General features: G+C 51.9%; 19 protein-coding genes. 9 read left to right on the top strand and 10 right to left on the bottom strand.

Translation table 11 applies throughout. The annotated features are described in order from the left end of the window. The first annotated feature begins 112 nt into the window (after positions 1–112). Together B5D39_RS08680 and B5D39_RS08685 are read left to right on the top strand one after the other, a co-directional pair. Complete coding sequence (locus B5D39_RS08680; protein WP_078790078.1) at positions 113–604, top strand: FKBP-type peptidyl-prolyl cis-trans isomerase; 492 nt, start codon at positions 113–115, stop codon at positions 602–604. Positions 605–762: 158 nt separating this feature from the next. Beyond that, positions 763–1,737, top strand: coding sequence for a tRNA-dihydrouridine synthase family protein (locus tag B5D39_RS08685; protein WP_244161380.1), 975 nt, complete (start codon positions 763–765; stop codon positions 1,735–1,737). Here the strand turns inward: B5D39_RS08685 and B5D39_RS08690 are convergent. From B5D39_RS08690 to B5D39_RS08700, 3 genes are read right to left on the bottom strand one after another with little or no spacing between them, the layout of a single operon-like run. Then, positions 1,723–2,487 (bottom strand): PP2C family protein-serine/threonine phosphatase, encoded by a 765-nt coding sequence (locus B5D39_RS08690; RefSeq protein WP_078790079.1) that lies wholly within the window; start codon positions 2,485–2,487, stop codon positions 1,723–1,725. The genes B5D39_RS08685 and B5D39_RS08690 overlap by 15 nt on opposite strands. 8 nt (positions 2,488–2,495) lie before the next feature. Continuing rightward, positions 2,496–4,625: a hypothetical protein gene (locus B5D39_RS08695; RefSeq protein WP_078790080.1), complete on the bottom strand. Its 2,130-nt coding sequence runs from the start codon at positions 4,623–4,625 to the stop codon at positions 2,496–2,498. 38 nt (positions 4,626–4,663) lie between these two features. Next, positions 4,664–5,560, bottom strand: coding sequence for a serine/threonine protein kinase (locus B5D39_RS08700; protein WP_078790081.1), 897 nt, complete (start codon positions 5,558–5,560; stop codon positions 4,664–4,666). 198 nt (positions 5,561–5,758) lie between these two features. On the opposite strand from B5D39_RS08700, the gene B5D39_RS08705 reads away from it, so the two are divergent. Continuing rightward, positions 5,759–6,838 (top strand): FHA domain-containing protein, encoded by a 1,080-nt coding sequence (locus tag B5D39_RS08705; protein WP_078790082.1) that lies wholly within the window; start codon positions 5,759–5,761, stop codon positions 6,836–6,838. Between the two features lie 81 nt (positions 6,839–6,919). On the opposite strand, the gene B5D39_RS08710 is transcribed toward B5D39_RS08705, so the two are convergent. The 4 genes from B5D39_RS08710 to B5D39_RS08725 all read right to left on the bottom strand — a co-directional run bounded on the left by B5D39_RS08710 (position 6,920) and on the right by B5D39_RS08725 (position 13,294). Then, positions 6,920–8,866 (bottom strand): GspE/PulE family protein, encoded by a 1,947-nt coding sequence (locus B5D39_RS08710; protein ID WP_078790083.1) that lies wholly within the window; start codon positions 8,864–8,866, stop codon positions 6,920–6,922. Positions 8,867–8,970: 104 nt separating this feature from the next. Then, positions 8,971–10,467, bottom strand: coding sequence for a B12-binding domain-containing radical SAM protein (locus B5D39_RS08715; protein ID WP_078790084.1), 1,497 nt, complete (start codon positions 10,465–10,467; stop codon positions 8,971–8,973). Positions 10,468–10,581: 114 nt separating this feature from the next. Further along, complete coding sequence (locus tag B5D39_RS08720) at positions 10,582–11,343, bottom strand: hypothetical protein (protein WP_078790085.1); 762 nt, start codon at positions 11,341–11,343, stop codon at positions 10,582–10,584. A 61-nt stretch (positions 11,344–11,404) separates the two neighbouring features. Continuing rightward, positions 11,405–13,294, bottom strand: a complete 1,890-nt coding sequence (locus tag B5D39_RS08725; RefSeq protein ID WP_078790086.1) for a B12-binding domain-containing radical SAM protein — start codon at positions 13,292–13,294, stop codon at positions 11,405–11,407. 142 nt (positions 13,295–13,436) lie between these two features. Here B5D39_RS08725 and B5D39_RS08730 point away from each other — a divergent pair, with 142 nt between their 5' ends. From B5D39_RS08730 to B5D39_RS08740, 3 genes are all read left to right on the top strand, one after another. Further along, positions 13,437–14,132: a PilZ domain-containing protein gene (locus B5D39_RS08730; protein ID WP_078790087.1), complete on the top strand. Its 696-nt coding sequence runs from the start codon at positions 13,437–13,439 to the stop codon at positions 14,130–14,132. A 48-nt stretch (positions 14,133–14,180) separates the two neighbouring features. Then, positions 14,181–16,163, top strand: coding sequence for a hypothetical protein (locus B5D39_RS08735; RefSeq protein ID WP_078790088.1), 1,983 nt, complete (start codon positions 14,181–14,183; stop codon positions 16,161–16,163). Positions 16,164–16,322: 159 nt separating this feature from the next. Next, entirely contained in the window at positions 16,323–16,808 is a 486-nt protein-coding gene (locus B5D39_RS08740) for a PaaI family thioesterase (protein ID WP_078790089.1), read from the top strand. Between the two features lie 10 nt (positions 16,809–16,818). Here B5D39_RS08740 and B5D39_RS08745 read toward each other — a convergent pair whose 3' ends face one another. Next, complete coding sequence (locus tag B5D39_RS08745; protein WP_078790090.1) at positions 16,819–17,163, bottom strand: hypothetical protein; 345 nt, start codon at positions 17,161–17,163, stop codon at positions 16,819–16,821. Positions 17,164–17,249: 86 nt separating this feature from the next. Here B5D39_RS08745 and B5D39_RS08750 point away from each other — a divergent pair, with 86 nt between their 5' ends. Then, complete coding sequence (locus tag B5D39_RS08750; RefSeq protein WP_078790091.1) at positions 17,250–17,732, top strand: YchJ family protein; 483 nt, start codon at positions 17,250–17,252, stop codon at positions 17,730–17,732. 3 nt (positions 17,733–17,735) lie between these two features. On the opposite strand, the gene B5D39_RS08755 is transcribed toward B5D39_RS08750, so the two are convergent. Continuing rightward, the gene (locus tag B5D39_RS08755) at positions 17,736–18,827 is read right to left on the bottom strand and encodes a class I SAM-dependent methyltransferase (RefSeq protein ID WP_078790092.1); all 1,092 of its coding nucleotides are present in this window, start codon (positions 18,825–18,827) and stop codon (positions 17,736–17,738) included. 72 nt (positions 18,828–18,899) lie between these two features. Here B5D39_RS08755 and B5D39_RS08760 point away from each other — a divergent pair, with 72 nt between their 5' ends. Continuing rightward, on the top strand, positions 18,900–19,379 hold the full coding sequence (locus B5D39_RS08760) for a DsrE family protein (RefSeq protein ID WP_078790093.1): 480 nt from the start codon (positions 18,900–18,902) through the stop codon (positions 19,377–19,379). Between the two features lie 8 nt (positions 19,380–19,387). On the opposite strand, the gene B5D39_RS08765 is transcribed toward B5D39_RS08760, so the two are convergent. Beyond that, positions 19,388–19,927, bottom strand: coding sequence for a nitroreductase family protein (locus tag B5D39_RS08765; protein WP_078790094.1), 540 nt, complete (start codon positions 19,925–19,927; stop codon positions 19,388–19,390). A gap of 412 nt (positions 19,928–20,339) precedes the next feature. Between B5D39_RS08765 and B5D39_RS08770 the strand changes: the two genes are divergently transcribed. Then, on the top strand, positions 20,340–20,948 hold the full coding sequence (locus B5D39_RS08770) for an OmpW/AlkL family protein (RefSeq protein ID WP_078790095.1): 609 nt from the start codon (positions 20,340–20,342) through the stop codon (positions 20,946–20,948). The last annotated feature ends 18 nt before the right edge of the window (positions 20,949–20,966 follow it).

The raw sequence follows: 20,966 nt of genomic DNA on the forward strand, positions 1-20,966 counted from the left end.
TCAACTTTACCGATGGCACCTCACTGTTACAATAATTTTACTGGACGCTGGCAGCGGTTCCCCGTACCATGCACCCTACTTAAGCACCAACAACAGATGAAAGGCTACAACAATGGCACAAGCAAAAAAAGGCGATAAGGTACGGATCAACTTTACCGGTAAACTGGAAGACGGCAGCATCATAGAGACAACCCTTGAGGCTGAAGAATGCTGCACAGATAGCGATTGCGGCGATGATTGCGGCGATGACTGCGGCTGCGAGCATGGGCCGATGGAACTGACCATTGGTGAAGAAGATTTCTTCCCGATGGTGGAAGAGGCCCTGATCGGCATGGCTCCCGGCGAGACCAAAACCGTTCAAATCCCCGCTGCAGAGGCATTTGGCGAGTACGATACCGAAGCAGTTTTCACCATTGAAAAAGAACTGCTGCCAGAAGACCTGACCCCTGAAGTGGGTGATGACCTGGTGCTGACCGGCGAAGATGGCGAAGAGCTGGAAGTAACCGTCGTGGAGATCGGCGACACCTCTGTTACTTTTGACGCCAACCACCCCCTTGCAGGCGAAGACCTGACCTATGAGGTTGAGCTGGTAGAGATTCTGTAATTCAAAACATTAACGCAGAGAAGCAGAGGCACAGAGAACAGTAGTAGACATGGATTTTGCTGGTATCCGGTTTATTCGTTTTTCTCTGCGTCTCTGCAGCTCTCTTCTTTCTCTGCGTTAAGATTTTAAGATCTGTTTTCCGTTTGGTAGAAACTGTTATGCCCCACCCCTCAACTCCGCACAAACTTCCCTGGCCTTCCAATACCGTCCCCTTGATGCTGGCCCCGATGCAGGGTTTGACCAACCGTGGTCTGCGTCACCTGTTTGCCCAGTGGGTCAAGCCGGACACCCTCTTTACCGAGTTCATGCGGGTGGCACCGGGGGAGACCAACAAACGTCTGGCTGCCTCAGATCTGCAGGAGATTGTGGCAACCGAAGAAGGTATCCCGCTGGTGGTGCAGTTGATCGGCCATGGCACTGAGGCGCTGGTTGCCGCTGCCCGGGCCGCACAGAACGCCGGAGCAGCCCACATTAACCTGAACCTGGGCTGCCCTTTCGGCCGCATGACCACCGGCCTGACCGGCGGCGGCATCCTGCAACAACCGCAGCTGCTGCAGGAGCTGATCCCGGCCCTGCGTGCCGAGATTCAAGGCAGCTTCTCGATTAAACTGCGCGCCGGGTATGATAACCCGCAACAGATCTTTTCACTGTTGCCGCTCTTTGAAACCAGCAAGGTGGATTTTCTGGTGCTGCATCCCCGCACGGTGGTGCAGGAGTATGAAGGTTTAGCGGACCACGGCATCACAACCAGGGTGGTACAGGAAACCGGCCTGCCAATAATTGCTAATGGTGATGTGCGTACAGCGGAAGGTGGATTGCGACTGCTGGAACAGACCAAGGCAGCAGGTTTAATGCTGGGCAGGGGAGCCATTGCCGACCCGCTGCTGTTCCAACGGATCAGGGACAGATTTACTGGCCAGCCGGACCGGGCTGAGCGAGCAGCCATGCTGCGCCACTACCTGACCGGACTACTGGAGCGCTATCAAGGGATATTCTGCGGTGAACAGCAGATTCTGGGTAAGGTCAAGACCGTGTTTGCCACCATGGATGATCCTAATTTTGCAAAACAGATCAAATCATTTAAAAAAGCCCGCACTATTCAGCAGTTTCATGCGCAGCTAGGCCTGTTGTGAAACCAGCACCACCGAGATATTATCCCTGCCTCCTTTTGCATTGGCTGCATTGATAAGGGTGGCAGCCACCACATCCAAACTGACTGTGTTGTCAGCAAGAAGCGTCTCAATTTCTGCATCGGTCAACATATCAGTCAGTCCATCGGAACAGATCAGAAGCATATCGTTATGGCTGATCTCTATCACACTAAAATCCGGGTACGGCGGATTACCACATCCCAGTGACCTGGTCAGGGCATGAAACTGCTTCTGCGGGATATCTCCCAAAGGAGTGCCATTTGCAAGTAACTGTTCTCCCACAGTATGGTCATTGGTCAATCGTGTGAACCTGTGGTACCCCTGTCCAAGCAGCGGATCCGGCTGGGAATAGTACTCTCGCTGCAACAGATAACAACGGCTATCGCCGGCATTGACAATATAGGCCCGGTTATTTTGCACCACGGCAACCACCAACGTAGTCCCCATCCTGGCCATGGAAGGATCAGCTTGAGCTTTGGTGTAGATTTCCCAATGTGCCGCATGAAGCGCATGTACCATAAGCTCAAAATAATCGTCAGCAGCCGTATGCGTAATATTTGCCCGCAGTATCGAATACACCGTATCAACCGCCAGGGCACTTGCCACCTCTCCGGCATTGTGTCCGCCAATGCCGTCTGCAAGCAGGTAAATCCCCAGCGCATCATCGGTCTTGATACTATCTTCGTTATTCTGACGGACCAGGCCGGCGTGGGTGGCATACCGAGAGTACATGGGGTTTCCTACGGCTTCTGCATACAGTGATGCTGATACATTACGTCCAGAAAGGCTGCTGTCTCAGTTGCCAGTTTTTTGGTGTAGCCCAGCACCGAAATGGTGGGCTCGACCTGCACGGTAATCCCGTTAAGCACAAACTCAGCATTTCTAAAGGCCTTACGCAGCCGCTTCTGAATATAGAGGGCGCTTGAGGCATCAGTCATCGGCAGAATCATAAGCGGGAGATGGGTTGGGGCCAGCTCATAGACACCAATGATATCAGTATCCCGCTTCATCTGTTTCTTCAGAAGCGCTAACGACTGGTTGGTCAGCTGACTGATCATATCAGAGGTTAATTCCAGCACCGCTGTTGTCCAGGGATCAACCACCCGCTCATAGGAGATCAGCATGGTTGAAAATATAGTTTTATAGCGGGCATGCAACTTTATCTCACGGTTAAGAAAAAAGTTCGTGTTACTTGCGTGGTGGATTCCTGGCGGTAGTTCAAGCGGGTGGGTAACGACCGATGCAGCTCGATTTTGAGCCGTCTGGATGATTGTATCAACACTCTCTGCTGAGTATCCCCGTACAACCAGCAGGGCCCGTATCTCTTCAGTAACGCCACTGCCCTGTTTACCTTGCTCAACAACCTGCTCAAGAATTGAAAGCACTGTTTCTTCAGTGGGTTGTTCAGCCTGATACATCCGGTTTTTTACCCAGTCACTCTTTATTCCCGAGACAGTAGCGGTAAACTGGCGAGCAAGAGTCTGAGCCACATCCTGCACAATGGCCGGGCTTAAATTCTGAGTTGCGAGTCTGTCAACAATTTCCCGCTCAATACGTGAAACAGCGGCCTGCAGCATCACCCCGCCGCCGTTGGCGGTTACTTCGGGGGACTGCAGCGCCAGTGATCGGCTCACCTTTTCGATATAGTCACTCAAAAGGGCGGACATCTGCTGTTCATCAGCAGCCACGCCCCCCTTTTTAATCTCTGAAGCCAGCACAATCAGCCTGGCCGCTTCTTCCGGGGCATCTTTAATGCTTTCAATCAACTCACCGAAGCTTAAACCAATTTGCTCTGCAGCTTCAGCAACAACCTGCAGCAGTTCATCACTGGCAAGCTCTTTACACAACTCTTTAACCAGCAACAGATAGTCGGCAGGTGGCATTCCTTCGGCAAAGAGACCGTCCTTCAACTGGGGCAACAGATAGCGCAGCTCTTTGATATCAGGCAACATCCGACGGATAATCTGGGCCAGACGTTTTACTGATATCCCCTTATCGTTGCGGTACTCTTCCTTGATCAATCGGACAATAACCTGATAGCTGATCTGGTTTAACTCGTTGATTACCAGCTCATCCACAGCAGCCAGTTTGCCGGTCTCCTGCTGTATTCTGGCATCTTCAAGAATCGTTTCCTTAAGTTTATAGACCGATTCAAGCATTTCAGACGGGCTGAGCGGCGTATCGTCATCAACATCAGGAGACGCTATGAACCGACGGGAAAGGGCCTTTATCTGGCTGGTTATTGCAGCATCACTTTCAACAAGATGGGGGGATGCTGCTGTTGAAGCAGTTCCACAGGAGAGAATTTCCGAGATTTCAGAAGACAACTCCTGGGGGATAGTCAATCCTGCACCTGCGCCTTGCAGCGCCTGTAAACTGTTTAGTAGGTGGTTTTCAGAAAGCAGATCCTTGTTAATGATGGTTTCATCAACGGTAATCTTTTGATATACAACATAATTAAGGCGTACCCCGGCAACCTGCTTCTCTCTAAGGTAGGACTGCATTGATTCCGCATCCTTGAAATCTGCCAACGAGCCGATCATGTAAAACAGGGTCTGCACACCTTCCAGCGACAGATTCCGGTCAAAACTGACCGACTGCACACCAGCCTTGTTTAACCTGTTGGTAATGCGCGGAACACTAACCAGCTTATCAACACAGTGATTTTCAAGATAGACCGATCCCCGTTCAACACTAATGGTAAGAATCTCCACCGTACCGAGGGTTTGCAGCAGGAGGTTATAAAAGTTTGCAGAACTGTCCTTGGTTGTCTGATGCCCTCCACCAAACATGAAGGCGTTATTAAACGCCAGGTTAAACAACCGGGCAATCTGTAATGCCTGTTTTGCATCAATAACCGTGTCTGACATCTCTTGACCATGCTCCTGCAGGCAAACTGCCTGGCTGGTTAATTCAGGCTACGCGTACGGATGTAGGTTTCCAACTCAACTTTAAACTCCAGACAATCGGCAAAACGATTACCCGGCTGTGAGGCTGTAGCGGTGGCAATGATTGACTCAAGTTCGCGATCAACAGCCGGGTTCACCTCAGAGGGCCTGGCAGTGAAAAAGCTATCAGGATCTGTTTTCTTGCGCTGGATCATATCAACCGGAGACTCGCTACGTACCGGCAAGAGCCCGGCAACCATCTCCATCAGTATAACACCGACTGAATACATGTCCGTTCGGCCATCTGTTTCTGTACGTGCCGCCTGCTCCGGTGAGATATAGAGCGGTGTCCCGAACAGTGACGACGATGCACTGTATTCAGCCCAGATTGTCCGGGCTATGCCGAAATCAGCGACAATCGGACGCTTGAACCGGTCATCAATAAGAATATTTGCCGGCTTGATATCCTGATGAACAACCCCCTCATCATGTGCATAGTCAAGGGCATCAAGCACCTGGCAGATATAATGAATTGTTTCCGAAAACGGCAGGATACGCTTGGTAGGGACCGGATGTTTGCGCGCCTTGACAATGATGCTCCTCAAATCACTACCGGCAATAAGTTGCATGATCTGAAAAAAGAAATCACTGGTCTCCCCCATCTCATAGACCGGCACAATATTGGGGTGATTAAGAATTCCGATGGTTTCCGCTTCATCACGGAACATCTTCTGTGCGTTGGGGCTGCTTGCAAGGGACTTGGGAAGAATCTTTACCGCAACCTGGCGTTTAAGTGTTGTCTGATAGCCGATGAAAACCGCCCCCATCGACCCTTGTCCCAACAACTTGACAAGCGTGACAGTGCCAATAGTTGTACCAACATAGCTTAAAAGGTCGATTGAAGAGATGGTTGCCATCGAGTAATCTCCTGCTATACTAGCGTCACCAAACAATAACAATTTTATGATATACGGTAAACAGAATTTAACTTGTCGATTTCTGGCAGAATTTGTGGGTTGACCCAGGCGTAAGAAAAAATTATAGCAGGTAAGGACCGACTAACCTGGCCAGCAGCTTTCATCTTCCACTTTTCAATCAATATACTGGGTACGCATATGCAAACGACCACAACGCCGGCAGTTAACAACTGTACACTGTTTTGTCAGCAACAGGTTCTGGCAGAAAATCTGCCCTTTTCCCATGATCAGCTCAAAGAGGTCATCAACCGTATCTACACCGAGAGCTCCTCTTTTACCGGCTATCTGAAATTTATCTCCCTTGCCAGCGACGATTGTTATCAGCTCTTTCTCTTTTTTTATAAGGGGGCACCCTATGCTGCCGGCAGATATGCAGAAGGCAAGCCGGTTATTTATTCTATACAAGACCTTGCCAGGCAACTGGTAAAATCTGACCAATCCTCACTATTTATTACGCTCTGCGAGACAGATCCTATCCTGCTTAAATGCATGTTGCTCTTTTTACAGAAGGAACCTGACATTAAAGCCCCTACGACGCTTATCGATTTTGAGTACATCGCTCATCAGATTGATGACGCTGGAAAACATGCCATGATCGCCCTGCGCCGGGAAAATGCGTTCAACTACTATTTTTTCAAAGATGGCAAGTGCGCGCAAGTCTACTACGCAGATCTTGCATTTCAACGTCCAGAGGGGATGACGCTTGAGGAGGAGATGCTGCTGTATGCGTTCCAGCCTGGCGATACCATTCTGGCCTACATCTATCGCGACATGAATACAACCATGTCCGATGATTCCAAGCTGTATGACAAAGAATCGCTTTATACGTTGTTGACCGTGGGATACATAAAGAACAAACGCAAAGATGATCAGGGAACAACATCACCAGAAGAAACTACTGACAGCAAAACCGGCATTTCCGAATCAAAAGCCTCGCACGTCATACTTGCCATTGAATCAGGACCTCAGGCAGGTGCCCGATTCATGGTTATTCTCCCCTGCACCATCGGACGTAAAGACTGTGATTTTATACTGGATGACCGCCTTGTCTCACGTCGGCATGCAGAGTTAAAATTTGTTAAAAATGCGGTTGTGATTGAAGACCTTCAAAGTAAAAATGGCACCAAGGTTAATGGCACAAAAGTGAGCAGCAGCAAACTTACCCCAAACGACCTGGTGTCCCTAGGCATGATCAATCTCAGAATATTGTCAGAATAGTCTCATGGTATGTCTTGCCCTTGCATTTTAGTGATCAACCATCCAACAACTGATCAAGGCGTAAAACGGCAGACGCATAAACTACGTCTCAGTCTTTATTTCTGCTGAGGCGAGCATTCGTTTTATCTTTTCCCGCCCGGCTTCAATCTGCTCATAAGGAACCGTCCGCATGAGTTCTTCAAGGGTTGTCTCACCTGCCAAAACCCTGCGAAATCCATCCTCAATCATGGTAAGAGGCCTGACACCGGAAAAAACCGCATTCCGAAGACTAATGTTATCAGGACGACGATTAAACATGAGCAGCTCTTCACGGTTAGGAATCCATAATTCTACAATCGGCCGTCGCCCGGCATAGCCCGTATAGTGGCATTTGCCACAACCTTTACCCTTAAAGAATTTGATATCAGCCTCAAGCGAAACCCCGAACTCCTGCAAAAGCTCTGCCGGCGGGAGATAGGGGGTTTTACAATCCGGGCAGATATAGCGTACAAGCCTCTGGGCAAGCACACAACGCAAAGTTGTGGAGATTAAACTTGGTTCAACCCCCATATCAATCAGGCGCGTCACGGCACTGGTGGCGTCATTGGTATGCAGGGTGGAAAGCACGGTATGCCCGGTCAGAGCCGCGCGCATGGCAATAGTCGCAGTCTCAAGATCGCGGATCTCACCAACCATGATATTATCGGGGTCTTGGCGCAGAAAGGCCCGCAACAGACGGGCAAACGTATTACCGATATTTTCGTTAACTTCAGTCTGGGTCATACCATCAATGCTGTATTCTATCGGATCCTCAATGGTCAGTGTCTTGGCGCCCGGCGTATTGATATGGGAAAGGATGGCGTACAGTGTAGACGATTTTCCTGATCCGGTCGGTCCAGTAACAAGGAAGATGCCGGTTGGCTTTTCAAGTGCCCCGTAGAGCGCCTTAACATCTTCCGGAGAATAGCCCAATCCCTTCAGGGTAATAGCCCCTCTGCGCTTATCCAAGATCCGTATCACGACATTTTCACCGAACTGCGTTGGCACTGTTGACACCCGAAAATCAACACTCCGTACATTTCCCTCCTTGGACACCTTCATCTTAAAGCTGCTGTCCTGCGGGCGGCGGCGTTCAGCAATATCCATATCGCAAAGGATTTTGATCTTGGAAACAACCTGCCGTGCGTTTGTGCTGATCAGGAGGTCATCAGCCCCCAAGCCTACTGTTTGAAGGATGCCGTCCAGACGGTAGCGGATAACCATCCCGTTTTCAGTTGACTCAAAATGGATGTCGCTTGCGCCCTCCTTGATGCCGGTGGCAATAATCCGTTTAACAAGGTAGTCTACGTCGGCACTGATGAAATCATTGACATATTTTGATTTATTGGCATCACGCACCTGGTCTTCAGACAGCTCAAAGTTCAGCTTTGCATGCTCAGTCCCACCAATAATCTTGAAAATCTTCTGCTGAGCAATAATTATGTCGCTTTCTTTGGCAATCACCGGGACAATCTTCATATGGCACCAGCTTTCAAGCTGTGCAAGTTCATCCCGTTGAACCGGATATGCCATAGCAATGGTCAGGCAATTGTCCCTACACCTGATCGGCACAATACGAAGCCGCTGGGCAAAAGTAGCATTAACAAATCGTGAAAGTTCTGGGTCTAAACGGACTCCGGACAGACTGACAAACTTCAGGTCATGCTGAAAAGCTATTGCTTGGGCCACCTGTTCTTCTTCAATAACCTGCTGCCTGATCAGCGCCCTGCCAAGCGGAATTTTTTCCTCCCCGCTGACACTAAGCGCATTACGCAGTTTTTCCTCATCAATCAGCCCCTGTGAGACCAGAATATCGCCCAGTTTGCGGCGTTTTTTATTGTGATCAAGGATATACCCAAGGTCTTTGATGTTCAAAAAACCAAGCATACATAAAATCTGGCCGATCGGCTGATGCGGGGTAAGCTGCTGCATCTCCAGTGCCTGATCAAACTGTTCTTTGGTAATCAGCTTATTCTGAATCAACAACTCTCCAAGCTTAAATTCAGGCATGAGCAAGCCCTCTCTGATCTGATGACTACCATAGAAAGATAATAAGGCAATTCTGAAGGATTACAAGTTGCGCACACAACGATGGGATCTATACCCGGTACGCTTCAGAACAGTGCGGCATGGTTGGAGGTAAACTGTGGAGGGTCACGCCGGATGATCGCCGCAATTTCAGGGGGACGGCTGAACTCCTGGCGCAGGAAACGCCGCACCGCCCCCCTGCCCCAGCCTTTGGGATGCGTAAACCCTGTGTAGAGCGACAGATCCCCTTCGTAGAACAGCTCTGTCTCGTACTCCGGCACCTCATCACCAAACAATGGCATGTTGAAGATCGCCAGATTCAGAAAGGTAATCGCGGCATGATGCTGCTGCACAAAGGCCAGGGTACGCCAGGCAGCCTCCTGGTCTTCAGCCGGGGTGCCGAACAGCAGATAGCCATAGACAGCGATCCCGGCCTGCCGCAGGTTCTCCAGAATCAGTCCGGCCATCCCCAGCTCTATCCCCTTGTGCAGACGATCCAGCACCGACTGATCACCGGATTCAATCCCCAGCTTTAGCATCACGCAGCCTGATTGCCTCAATGCCTGACAGAATTTAGGATCAGCCAGCTGCTTTTCAAACCTGACAAACCCATACCAGGGAACTCCGGGAGGATGCTCAATCAGCCCCTGCAGCAGGGCCGGACTAAGGGCATTGTCCAGCAGGTGCAGGAGTGCTGGCCGGTACTGCTGCACCAACTGCTGCAGTTCAGCCAGTACCCGTGAGGTTGGCAACGGCCGGTAACGGTTCCCCTCGGCCCGTTCCGGGCAAAAGGAGCAACGGTTCCACCAGCAACCGGACGCGGCACTGTAGGGCAGAATCAGACCGGGGCTCAGGTACTGCTGCAACGGCAACTGCTGATAGTCAGGCATGCCGCCATACTGCGACATATCATGTCCCAACAGTGCCAGCAGCGGCCCTTCGCCAGGCCCGGCAATCAGGTGATCAACCAGCCCCCCAAACGGGTTCAGCCAATCCGGCCGTGAAAGCCAAGTGGTAACCAGACCACCGCCAAGCACAATTTTTACATTGGGATACTGCTGCCGGATCAGACCGATCAAGGCAAAGCTGCAGAGGGCCTGACTGAGGAAGTTAAGCGAGATACCAACGGTGCTAATGCCGTCCAGCAGCTCTGGCAGGCGTTGTTGGAAGAAGGGGAAGAACGGGTTCAATTCAGGTCTGGCAGCGGCCTGCAGCAGATCCTTGCTGCGTACCGGAGAAAGGTCTGATTGCCGATAATCAGCCAGCCCCACCTCTGCCTGCAGCGGCTTAGCCGCCATCAGCAGCAGGCGGTTCAGGTCATTAACTGCCGTGGCATAACGACCTGGGTTGGCGTAGGTCTGGCGATCCCGCAGGGCAGCCAGATGGTTCTGGCGGCTGCGCCAGGCCCGGTTGGTCCAGGTATCATCAACTGCCGGCGGCTGTTCCAGTAGCCAGAGCTGCCCTTCCAAGTTGGCATCCCACAGCCTGCAAGGGATACCATGGGCCGCAAGCGCACCAGCCAGACGGGCGATCCCGGCCGGTGGTTCACAGGCCTTGGCAATGGGGGGAAAGATCAGCAGCATGATGCTGGCTTACGGTTAGGGTTTGGCATCACAGGTACGACTCCAGAATTACGGTTGTTCAACGATTACGAGGCGCAGCGGCGGCGCGTAGTGAAGACCACCTACCGCCGAAAGTCAGGCATTTGTCTGTTCAACATAGACTATTCTATCCTTTGGTACTGTTCTGCCATTTCCGTCAAAACAGGTGTTTACCAAACCGCTCAACTCAAGGCCACGATTTGAGAGGTAAGCATAGTAAATGGCGGAGGTAAGCCCATATAGGTGTTCTTGATCTTCTGACCAGAATTTAACTACAGTTGGGACTAGAGCTTGTTCGATTATCGACTGGATTGACTCTCCGAAGCGAACTGCGTAGCCAGAACAAATATCTTCCACAATTTCTGGAATCTGAAGATAGTCATGATTCCCAACCGACGCCGCACATGCACCAATTCCTTTTACCAGCATCGCATACGGTCCCCAATGCAGTGGGTCTGGTGTCTTGAGGTTATAATGGAAATTTTCGACGCCTTGATCATACATAGTGAGAAGACGCTCAGCATGGTGAGAGCCACTTACGACTCGAAGTAGCATCTGCCAAGCTTTTGGTAGGACAGCGTTGAGCGGAAGCAGGCCATCACCGAAGCTTTTTCCTCTCTCTGTTCTCGTCAAGTGGTACCAATATGTGCGCGTGATATGTTTTTGGGGCTGACCAAAGCAATTTTCTAAGAGTCGTCGAGTTTCATCAGGACCAGCGAGGTCAGGCTTATTTGCCTTGTAGTGCTCATCGATATCAAACCGACTAAAAAAGTCAGCAAGTTGCTCCGGCTTGATGTCGTAAATGAAAGCAAGTGAGCTTACCGCAGTTTCGGGGCTCTCGCAGTCAAGATATGCCATGTTAATGCCTAACTTGTGAATAATGTGTCACCATGAAAATTCGAACTTACACTCCGAATTTTCATGGCAAATGTTTAAATTGACTGTACTCCCCTGTAACCATCCCTTCGGCCATGGCAAACTGCAGGAACTCCAGGGCGTCAGCAGCAGGTATCCGCAACTGCTTGGCAATGGCACCGGCAGTGCGTGTTCCATCCAGTTCTTCCAGCAGGCGGTAGTAGGGCTTGATCAGCGATTCAGTGCAGACCTCGCCATGGGCCGGATAGATGGCAGCCCAGGAGCCGGTCTGTAGCTGTTTGCTGATCCAGGCCAGATCAGGCTCACCACTCTCCAGGATATCCAGGATCTCATAACTGAACGGCAGCAGGGTCAGTGATGAAGCACGTGCCAGCTTCATCTTGAGCAGATCAAGCTGCAGCAGCTGGTCGTCATCCGGCGGGATGGGCGGCACCGCCATCAGGGCCACGCCGTAGGCATAGTGGTAATCTACGCAGTCCAGGGCTGCAGGCAGCAGTTTCTGTGCCTTACGTTCATCAAACAGGCTGATCAAGAAGCGACGCTGCAACTGCCAGATCTGCCCGTCATCCAGCTCGGCCTCATCCGGCATGCGGCCCATCTGCCCCTGCAACCAGTCGGCAAACCGTTCCAGCAGCTCCAGCGGCTTGAGTTTCAATCCCCGTACCACCCCGTTGAACCAGGCCACGGCCTTGCCGCGAGAGTAGAAGATGTCGCTGGCTGCCCCCAGCTGACGCGCCCTGGCCATATCCGCCAGCGGAAAACTGGCTGACTCAAGCAGGGTATAGGGCGGATCAGACAGGTGGCGCATGCCAATAGCGGCTGCCTTGTGGGCCACCTTGGTGCCGGGCAGCACGGCCAGCGGGAAGATATCCAGGTGGTTGGGGTAGAGCGACAGGGCGAAGTTGAGCCCCTCTTTGAACTTCTCCAGGGTATCATCCGGCAGGCCGTAGATCAGGTCAAAACCAAAGGTGGCGCCTGAGTCGTTCAATAGCATCACCTTGGCAGTGAACTCATCGCGGTTGAATGTTCTGCCCACACCTCCAGCCACTGCCGGATCAGCGCTCTGCAGACCAATCTGGACGGAACAGGTAAGCTGCGCAAACAGCTGGGCCTGTTCCTTATCCAGCAGTTCATGACGCACCTCAAAGTGGAAGTGGACATCCGACGCAGTCTCACGGATCAGGCGCAGCAGATGTTTGGCCCGCTTTTTGTCGGTATTGAAGGTGGAATCCAGGGCAAAGATCTGGGAGGCGCCGCGGCTGACCAGATAGGCCAGTTCCTGCTCCATCCGGTCCAGCGGATAGCGCCGCACCTTGCGGTCACCCATGCCGTCGTAGCAGAACTCGCAGGCATAGGGGCAACCCCGGGAGAGCTGCCAAACCATGCCGTTGGCGATATGCGTGTCCAGCAACCCGGCCAGATAGGGAGAAGGCAAAATGGCCAGGTCTTCGATCTGGGGCCGGGGGATCACCTGCAGCTCACCACCCACCAATTGGGCAGTGCCGGGCAGTCCCTGCAATGAAGCTCCGTCCAATCGACGTTCCATAAGCTCGGCAGCCGTCAGTTCCCCCTCCCCCACCACCAGCAGGTCAAAGGGGGCCTCGGCCAGTAAGCGGGCGGGATCAGCGGTTGCCTCAGGGCCACCGGCAATCAGCAACAGATCAGGAAACTGCTGACGCAGTATCGTAATCAGTTTACAACACTCCAGACGGTTCCAGACATAGACCGGCAGGCCGACAATGGCAGGCTGTTGCTCTTTGATCGAGGCCACCAGCTGCTCCAAAGGCGTACCGCAGAAGAACTCGGCTGTCGTGGTGGTTACCTTCCCCTGCAGGGCAGGAGCTTGATCCAGATAGGCCTTAAGAAAGGCAGCAGCGAGCGGTACTGCCTGGGCGGATGGCATGGCATGAAGGGTAATAAGGTGTAGGTTCATGCAGGACACAGTACACCAATATGAGGGAAAGCTCCAGCACTCCGGTAGGTTAAAGAGCTACTGGACAGATGCTAATTCAATTGATGTTTCAAATGTTTTTCTTTATTGTTTCACAATCGAAAAACAGCCAAGGACAAATTAGATGCCCCTGCTTGATCATCCAATTTTCGTAATCTCAGTTAACGACGACACCCGTGCGGCGCTGGCGGCAAGCCTGGGGGCCTTTGATGTTGAGATCGTAGAATGCAGCACCTTTCTGGAGGCCGAAGACCTGGCCCTGAAAAGCCTCTACTGCGGGATACTGGTTGACCTGCCCACCATTGTGAAGGCCAAGGGAGAGGAAAAGATTGTTGCCTGTTCATTGACCGGTTTTTTTCCAACCCTGCGGGTACGGGTGATGGGAACCATGCTGATCCCGATGACCATGCCCGGTGCAGCAAAGCAGGAAAACAGTCTCAATGATTTCATCAACCGCGCCTGTTATAATTTTACCGCCCGTCAGCTCCGTGCCCACCACCGCCATGTAGTCGGCATCTCAGTTGCCACACGCTTTGCAGAATCGGAGACCCGTGCCTTTACCCTGGATATTTCCTGGGGCGGTGCCTTCATCGTTGATTTCAACCCTGAACGGTATGCCATAGGCGATGAACTGACCGTCTTTTTTCAGGAGCCCGGTTGCGAGATTACGGCCAAAGTCTGCTGGAAACAATCCTGGGGCCTGCGCCACGCCCCTGGCATCGGGGTTCATTTCCGCGAGATAACGCCATGCCTTAGTGAATTCTTGCTACGCCTGTTGAAGCATGCCAAAGACCACGACCGTGACCGACTGGTTGCGTGACACAAAAAAGCAGCGATCCTTTATACCCGCTGCAGATAGAGGTCATCCGTGTTCAGCAGACTCATCGCACTCTGTATTACCGCTGTAAGCCTGATCAGCAGCCCACTCTCGCCACCCGATCTCCTGCAGTATTCCTTCACCGCAACCGACTCCAGAATTCTGCCGGGCAAGACCACAGACAACAATCCAAACGGTATCGGCAGTGAGCAGGACCGGATCGGCAACCTGGCACTGATTGCCTTTAAATATCAGGCTGGCAACCGTCAAAATCATAATGATTTTCCGATTGAAGTGGGCCATGTCCGTGTTGCCGGACAGGACCAGCGATTTGAGGCGTTCAAACTTGGCGAACCACTCCGCAAAACTATAAAAAATCTGAATACGCAACACACCATCTACTATCGCTTCCCTCACAAATCCAGTTGGGTGCTCTATCGAACAGATAATGGTTTCGTCACGCAGGTTACCACCATCCCGGAAAGTGAGATCGTACCGACACAGTACACCAGGGTGTTACGCATCGGTGCCGATAAACAGAGCGGCACCGGCACCTATTTTTTTGCTCCGGCAACCGTAAGAGTGTCAAGCTACCCGCAGATCACCAGCAGTGTAGAAGCGGCACGTCTCGCCAAGACGCAACTCGGCAAGCTGGCTATCTACCGACATGCTGTTGACGGTACACCGCCAGACCCACGCCGTGGAATTGACGTCATCACCCGCCAGTTTTTCATTGTCAAAACAGTATCCGGCCCAGGTGTCATCTGGCAGGACTCCGGAAGCCATGCCATCTACCTGACCCGCTTCAGTAGCGACCTGGGCAATGCTTCCACCATCAGCCTGGCCATGGATCGCCCCGGTCGTCTGCTGGCAGCCTGCGCTGACCCGTCCGGCAATCTGTATTACCTGCTGGCCCGCGAACAGGATGACCCGGAGATACTGGAACTTGCTAAAACAGATCCCCAGGGGAAACTGCTGGCCCGCTTCGTGCCTGACGCATCAAAAAATGGCCTTAATATCTTCCATATGAAAGCCCCCAGGGTTGCCGCCGACCTGCAGTGGTCCAAGGGGCAACTGGGCATGATGCTGATGCGGACCATGCACAAATCAGGAGATGGACTGAACCACCAGGGTGGTATTGCCGTTATCTTTAACGCGACCAGCCTCAAACAGATCAAGAGCCTGGGGCCAACCTCAAGCCACTCCTTTGACAATGTGCTAAGCACCAACAGCTCCGGTGATTTCATCGGCATAGATCTGGGAGATGCCTATCCACGGGGGATTCATCTACACAAATTTACCGATAAAAACAGGGTTTCAAGAGTTGTGTATACCGTCAAAACAGCCCATGCGACCAGACCGGTGAACCCGGCTGGCCGGACATTCCCGCCCTACCCTGAAATAAGCAGCCCCGACAAAACCTTCTACCAATGGTCCAACGACAATAACACCTATACTGAACTGGGTGGGCTTGTTGAAACGCCGCAAGGCTACATGGTGGTCTTTACAGGAGAACCCTCGTCTGAAGGCAAGGTTCTGGACAACAGCCGGACAGGAACTGGCAATACCGACAAACGAAATATCGGCCTGGTAGTGGCGATTCGGGACTTCCATACAATAGCCTCACGTGGCAATAGTGTTCCTGATGAACTGCTCGTTACGAAGGGGCCAGCGGAAACAGGCGGGTTTTACTGCTTTAACAACCGCTGGAACGAGCAACGCAGTACTGGCGTTATCTGGCTGACCCGCTACACCAAACAAGATAACCAATCAGCCATAAACGTAAAAACAGCCCCCCTACCGGACGGCAGTATCCTGATCCTTTGGAAAGTCCACCGTTCTGGTGAACCGGCCACCAACTGGGCCATGACCGTCTCTCCAGAAGGCAAACAACTGATTGCGCCATTCAGATTGCCGGAACAGCTTGAGCTGAACCGCCGTGACGCCATCATGGTTGACGGCAAGCGGGTCTATATCGCCTCAGGAAACAGAGTTGAAAAAAAATTGGAGCTGTTTGTCCTGCAGCTTCACTGACCTGCAAATCACCGTCCCCCACCGAAGCACTGACGATCTTTTGCCGGACAAACTGGACAGCGGCGGCTCCGTGAACGGCTTCAAAGACTTGACAATCCTGCTGCAGGGGTGCAAGTAATGCCTGCTCGGGTGGTTAAGAAAGCATAAGGAGAACCTATTTTGTCAGCCAGCAACAGAGTAAGCGACACCGCTAATCCATCGGTCGATTTAAGCGGCGAAGAGGGATGGAACGAATTTGATGCCCCTTCCCTGGTGGGAGACTCGCTCCGTTTCGTATCCGGCGAACCAGATGGCAACCGTTTTCGCACACGCTATTACCGTGACGCCGAACAACATCTACATGCCCGGATCTGGTTCGGCCCTGAGACTGAGGGTCCTCCCGGCCATGCCCATGGCGGATCGATTGCGGCGGTTATGGATGAGGCACTGGGACTGGCGGCCTGGGCTGCTGGCTATCCGATTGTGGTGGGCAATCTGAATGTGAGTTTTCGTGCCATGCTACCGATTAAAAAGGTTGTCACCCTGGAAAGCCAGGTGGTATCCGTTGAAGGACGCAAGGTGATGATCCACGGCAAGCTGTTCTGCGACGAGGAAACAGTTTACGCAGAGGGGCAGTGCCTCTGTATCACCATACCTGGAAGATAGGCCGAGGTGTTCATGTTCCCGGAACTGCCTGCAGATCATCTTCAGTGGCATAAAGTTGTGACTCATAGCCTGAACAGATGATACGTGCCACCTGCCTCCGCTCGGCAGCGGTCATGGCAGTACCGTCTTCCCAATGACGGATGGCATCAAAATCAACCTGCAGGACATCCGGTGAATAGGGAGAGCGCATCGCAGCAATCATACGTGCGAAAAACTCCCGACCGTCCGCCATGGTAATCATTATGTCCACCGGGCCGTAATCGCCGTCTGGCCGACAGAAACAACGATACCCCGGCTCAGGTTCCGGCCAACCTTTCAAAAACTGTTCCCGTTCAACTTCGATCCGGTGCGTCATACGTAGTGCCTCCCGATAGTTTTGAGCAGGCGTAAGCGTACTTATATTTCTGTAGTATTGCAATATTTGACAAAGGAGAAAGAACCATGACCAGTTGTCCCTGCGGCAGCACCAAAACCTATAGCGATTGCTGCGAACCAATCATTAAAGGCACCCAGCCTGCTGAAACCGCCGAGCAGCTCATGCGAGCCCGCTACAGCGCCTATACTAAAACCGAGATGGATTTTGTCTTTAACAGCACAGATCCATCAAACCGCGAAGGCTATGACCATGAGGGCACTAAGGCCTGGGCTGAAAATTCGGAATGGCTTGGTCTGGAGATAATCGGCACGGTCAGAGGTGGGGCAGATGACAGCAACGGTGAGGTTGAATTCATTGCCCGCTTCAAAGAGAACGGCACCCTGCGGGAGCATCATGAAAATGCGCTATTCAAACGCAAAGAAGGGGTCTGGTATTTCAGCGATGGCGTGATGGTTAAACCGAAGCCGGTTACCGTTACCAAGATTGGTCGTAATGATCCCTGCACCTGTGGCAGCGGCTTGAAGTACAAGAAATGTTGCGGCAAATAGTAGTCAGCCGCCCCTGATCCTGACCAGGAACAGCTCCCGTAGATAACGTTCAGCCTGTTCCTTTTCAGCCATCGTCAGTGACAACTCCTTCACCGGACTGACAAACCGTCGTAAAAAACGCCGCACACTCCAGGTCAGTTGCGGATTATCATGTCCCAACCGATCAATCGGCACCGGTGCTGCGAGATTAAACAAAGAGACCGCCTCTCGCAGCGCCGGATTCAACATGAGAGATGAATCTGATGACGAATCAGCTGCCCCTTTGCAGTCTCTGCCAAGGTAGCAAATGATATTGGCACGGGTTTCACGACGCCGATCCAGCTCCCGCAGCCGGATGATCTCCTGTTCTGGGTCTGCCAGGGCATCCAGATGGGTAAAAAGCAGCGGCTTCAGGCCGCTCTGCCCCACCAGCTCCATAAACTCGTCAATCCGGTAGGTCTTCACATTGGGATGCAGGAACAGATCTGCCAGCCCGGAATCATTCTTCGCCTCCCAGGCTGCATCAACATAGTTTTTAAGACGGCTGCCCGATGCAGCCTTTTTCAGCATCCGCTTGATAGCTGCAACATCCCGCACCCTTAATAACCGCATCGCCCGCCGGACCGATTCAGCCTCCTGCCGTGCATAGCGTCCGTAGACCATCACCCGCAGGATGCCACCCGGCACCAGCCGTTGTTCCAGCGCTCGCATTCCGGCAGCCGGGTCATCCAGATGATGCAGCACCCCGAATGCCTCAATAAAGTGGTACGGTCCCGGTGTCACAGCCGGATCAAGAAAATCCCCTTGGAGTAGTTCAACGTTAAAACGGCGATGCAGCAGACAATGCAACCGTGCCCGCTTTAGGTTATGCTGAGCCAGATCAACCCCGGTGATCTGGGCTTTGGGGTTCGCTAGTGCCATCGGATAGGGGGCAAAGGCACCACAACCTGAAAGCAGAATTTTTCCCTCCCGCTCCGGCAGCAGTTCACCGTTAAATCGCGCCCAAAGGGCAGTCAGGTTCATGGCATAGGTATCGTAACTCCGGACAGAAGCCAAAAGCGGATAATGGGGATAGGGATGGCGTTCATAGTGGCCGGTTACTTCACTAAACGACATATCGGCTCCTGATTGCGGTACTAAGCGGATTGGCGTATGCTTGTAAAAGAATACTAAAAATGGGGGTACGTCATGAAAAAACTGACACTTGTTTTGGCTTCAACACTGTTGTTTCTGGCCCTTGGTCTGCCGACAGTCACCCATGCCGACAGCACTGTACCAGACGACCGGTTTGCCCTCAAGGGATTGAAGCAGACCCGCGCAATTTTTGATGTTCGACTGGCAGATCTGGACAAGCTGCTGTTTAATCTGGGGTTGATCAAGGAAACCTTTGAAGGGATCAGCAATCAAAAAGTGAAACCAACCTTGATTGTTTCCCTGAGAGGACCTGCGGTCAAACTGTTTACCAGGGATCAGGCAACACCAGAACTTCGCGAACTCCTTGCTGACTTAAAAAAGAAGGGGGTCAGGGTTGAAATTTGCAGTGTGGCCACCAGGGTCTTTAAGGTCGACAATGCGCAATTACTACCTGATCTCTTTCTGGTGGGCAACGTCCTGACCTCTCAGATCGCCTGGCAAAACAAGGGGTATGCATTGGTCACGCTCAATTAAAGCCCCTGTTACTCCTGTTTCCAAGGGGTATCATATCGATTATGGCGAACCTTTGCATACTGCAATTGGCTGGAAGCGAGTGGTGTGCGCTTTTCTGCCGAATGACCAATACCGATGATAGCCTCCACCCGAACATGAGCTGGCAGTCCCAACAACTGCTGCACAAACTGTTCTGCTGTTGTCTGTTTGTCATGCTCCCGTTGCCTGATCTGAGCCCAGCAACTGCCCAGCCCCAGTGACTGGGCAGTCATCTGCAACAGGATCGCTGCAATTGAGCAATCCTCCACCCATACGTCTGACTTGGTCTCATCGGCACAGACAACAACCGCCAGGGCAGCCCCCTTCAAAAAACCGGAACCATGCAATTTGGCTATTGAAAGTTTGTCCAACGGCTCTGCATCATCCACCAATACAAATTCCCACGGATTGACATTTCTGGATGTCGGTGCCCGCAGCAAGCTTTCCACCAGCAGCGCAACCTGTTCCTTCTCCAGCGGTTGCCCGGTAAAGCTACGGATACTGCGACGTTTCCTCATCAGCTCAATCATCTCCCTTGCCCTCCTGTTAATCAAAGCGTTCAGAAAACCTTTCCCCTGCGTCAGACCCCGCTCATCCCGTACCGTGCAAATCTAATCAGTGCCATTGGCAAAGTCAAACATCTCAAGATTGAGTTTCGTGCAATCAAATTATTTTTTCGCATAAATGACTTCACGGCAAAAAAGCAACTCAAATTGTACGATAATTTTTACCAGAATATTACACCCCATTAATGATCCAAGTTGTTGCAAAAACGCCACAATTCAATATTCAATATATTTAACTTATTGGATTTTATGCATTTTTTTATTGACTTAGGTCAAAAATAGGATTAATTCCCGCACAAAGAGACATGAAATATCTTTTTTGACTTTTACCGAGAAGCGTCGCTTCTCTACATCCCACGAAAGGCAGGAGATAACGATGAAAAAATGGTGTGGAATCGCAGCAGCTGCTGCAGTGTTGGCAGTAGGCGCAGGACAGGTGGCACAGGCAGCCGATGATTACAAATCATTCGGTGTGCGGGTACGGGCTATTTATGTGAAGCCAGATGAATCAACAGGTGGCACACTAAGCACCCTAAACACCAAAGTAAGTGATGACATTATCCCCGAGCTGGACCTCGAATACTTCTTTACCAAGAACTTCTCCACCGAACTGATCGCCGGGGTAACACGGAATGACATCAAACTGAACAACGGTTTTGCCGGTTCCACTTGGCTGCTGCCACCTACCCTGACCCTTAAATATCATCCACTGGCTGGCTCCACTTTCAGCCCTTATATCGGCTTTGGTCTCAACGTGGTATTCCCCTTTAACTCCAAAGTGAATGGTGTGCCAAACTTCCAAATTGACAACAGCGTCGGCTGGGCTGCCCAAGCCGGTACTGATATCAAAATCACTGATAACCTCTACTTCAACATCGACTACAAATACCTAAACGTCGACACCGAGGCCACTGTCGGTACAGAAAAGTGCAAATTGGATCTCAATCCCCACCTGATTGGCATTGGGGTTGGCTACCGCTTCTAAGTTGCCAACACCCAACAC

This window comes from Trichlorobacter thiogenes (genome assembly GCF_900167465.1).
Taxonomy (GTDB): Bacteria; Desulfobacterota; Desulfuromonadia; order Geobacterales; family Pseudopelobacteraceae; genus Trichlorobacter; species Trichlorobacter thiogenes.

Coding starts and splice junctions, on each gene's coding strand:
- B5D39_RS08715 (WP_078790084.1), bottom strand. CDS start 10,467: ATGCTGCTGATCTTTCCCCCCATTGCCAAGGCCTGTGAACCACCGGCC.
- B5D39_RS08720 (WP_078790085.1), bottom strand. CDS start 11,343: ATGGCATATCTTGACTGCGAGAGCCCCGAAACTGCGGTAAGCTCACTT.
- B5D39_RS08710 (WP_078790083.1), bottom strand. CDS start 8,866: ATGCCTGAATTTAAGCTTGGAGAGTTGTTGATTCAGAATAAGCTGATT.
- B5D39_RS08750 (WP_078790091.1), top strand. CDS start 17,250: ATGACCAGTTGTCCCTGCGGCAGCACCAAAACCTATAGCGATTGCTGC.
- B5D39_RS08770 (WP_078790095.1), top strand. CDS start 20,340: ATGAAAAAATGGTGTGGAATCGCAGCAGCTGCTGCAGTGTTGGCAGTA.
- B5D39_RS08725 (WP_078790086.1), bottom strand. CDS start 13,294: ATGAACCTACACCTTATTACCCTTCATGCCATGCCATCCGCCCAGGCA.
- B5D39_RS08685 (WP_244161380.1), top strand. CDS start 763: ATGCCCCACCCCTCAACTCCGCACAAACTTCCCTGGCCTTCCAATACC.
- B5D39_RS08760 (WP_078790093.1), top strand. CDS start 18,900: ATGAAAAAACTGACACTTGTTTTGGCTTCAACACTGTTGTTTCTGGCC.
- B5D39_RS08755 (WP_078790092.1), bottom strand. CDS start 18,827: ATGTCGTTTAGTGAAGTAACCGGCCACTATGAACGCCATCCCTATCCC.
- B5D39_RS08745 (WP_078790090.1), bottom strand. CDS start 17,163: ATGACGCACCGGATCGAAGTTGAACGGGAACAGTTTTTGAAAGGTTGG.
- B5D39_RS08700 (WP_078790081.1), bottom strand. CDS start 5,560: ATGGCAACCATCTCTTCAATCGACCTTTTAAGCTATGTTGGTACAACT.
- B5D39_RS08680 (WP_078790078.1), top strand. CDS start 113: ATGGCACAAGCAAAAAAAGGCGATAAGGTACGGATCAACTTTACCGGT.
- B5D39_RS08705 (WP_078790082.1), top strand. CDS start 5,759: ATGCAAACGACCACAACGCCGGCAGTTAACAACTGTACACTGTTTTGT.
- B5D39_RS08695 (WP_078790080.1), bottom strand. CDS start 4,625: ATGTCAGACACGGTTATTGATGCAAAACAGGCATTACAGATTGCCCGG.
- B5D39_RS08730 (WP_078790087.1), top strand. CDS start 13,437: ATGCCCCTGCTTGATCATCCAATTTTCGTAATCTCAGTTAACGACGAC.
- B5D39_RS08765 (WP_078790094.1), bottom strand. CDS start 19,927: ATGATTGAGCTGATGAGGAAACGTCGCAGTATCCGTAGCTTTACCGGG.
- B5D39_RS08690 (WP_078790079.1), bottom strand. CDS start 2,487: ATGTACTCTCGGTATGCCACCCACGCCGGCCTGGTCCGTCAGAATAAC.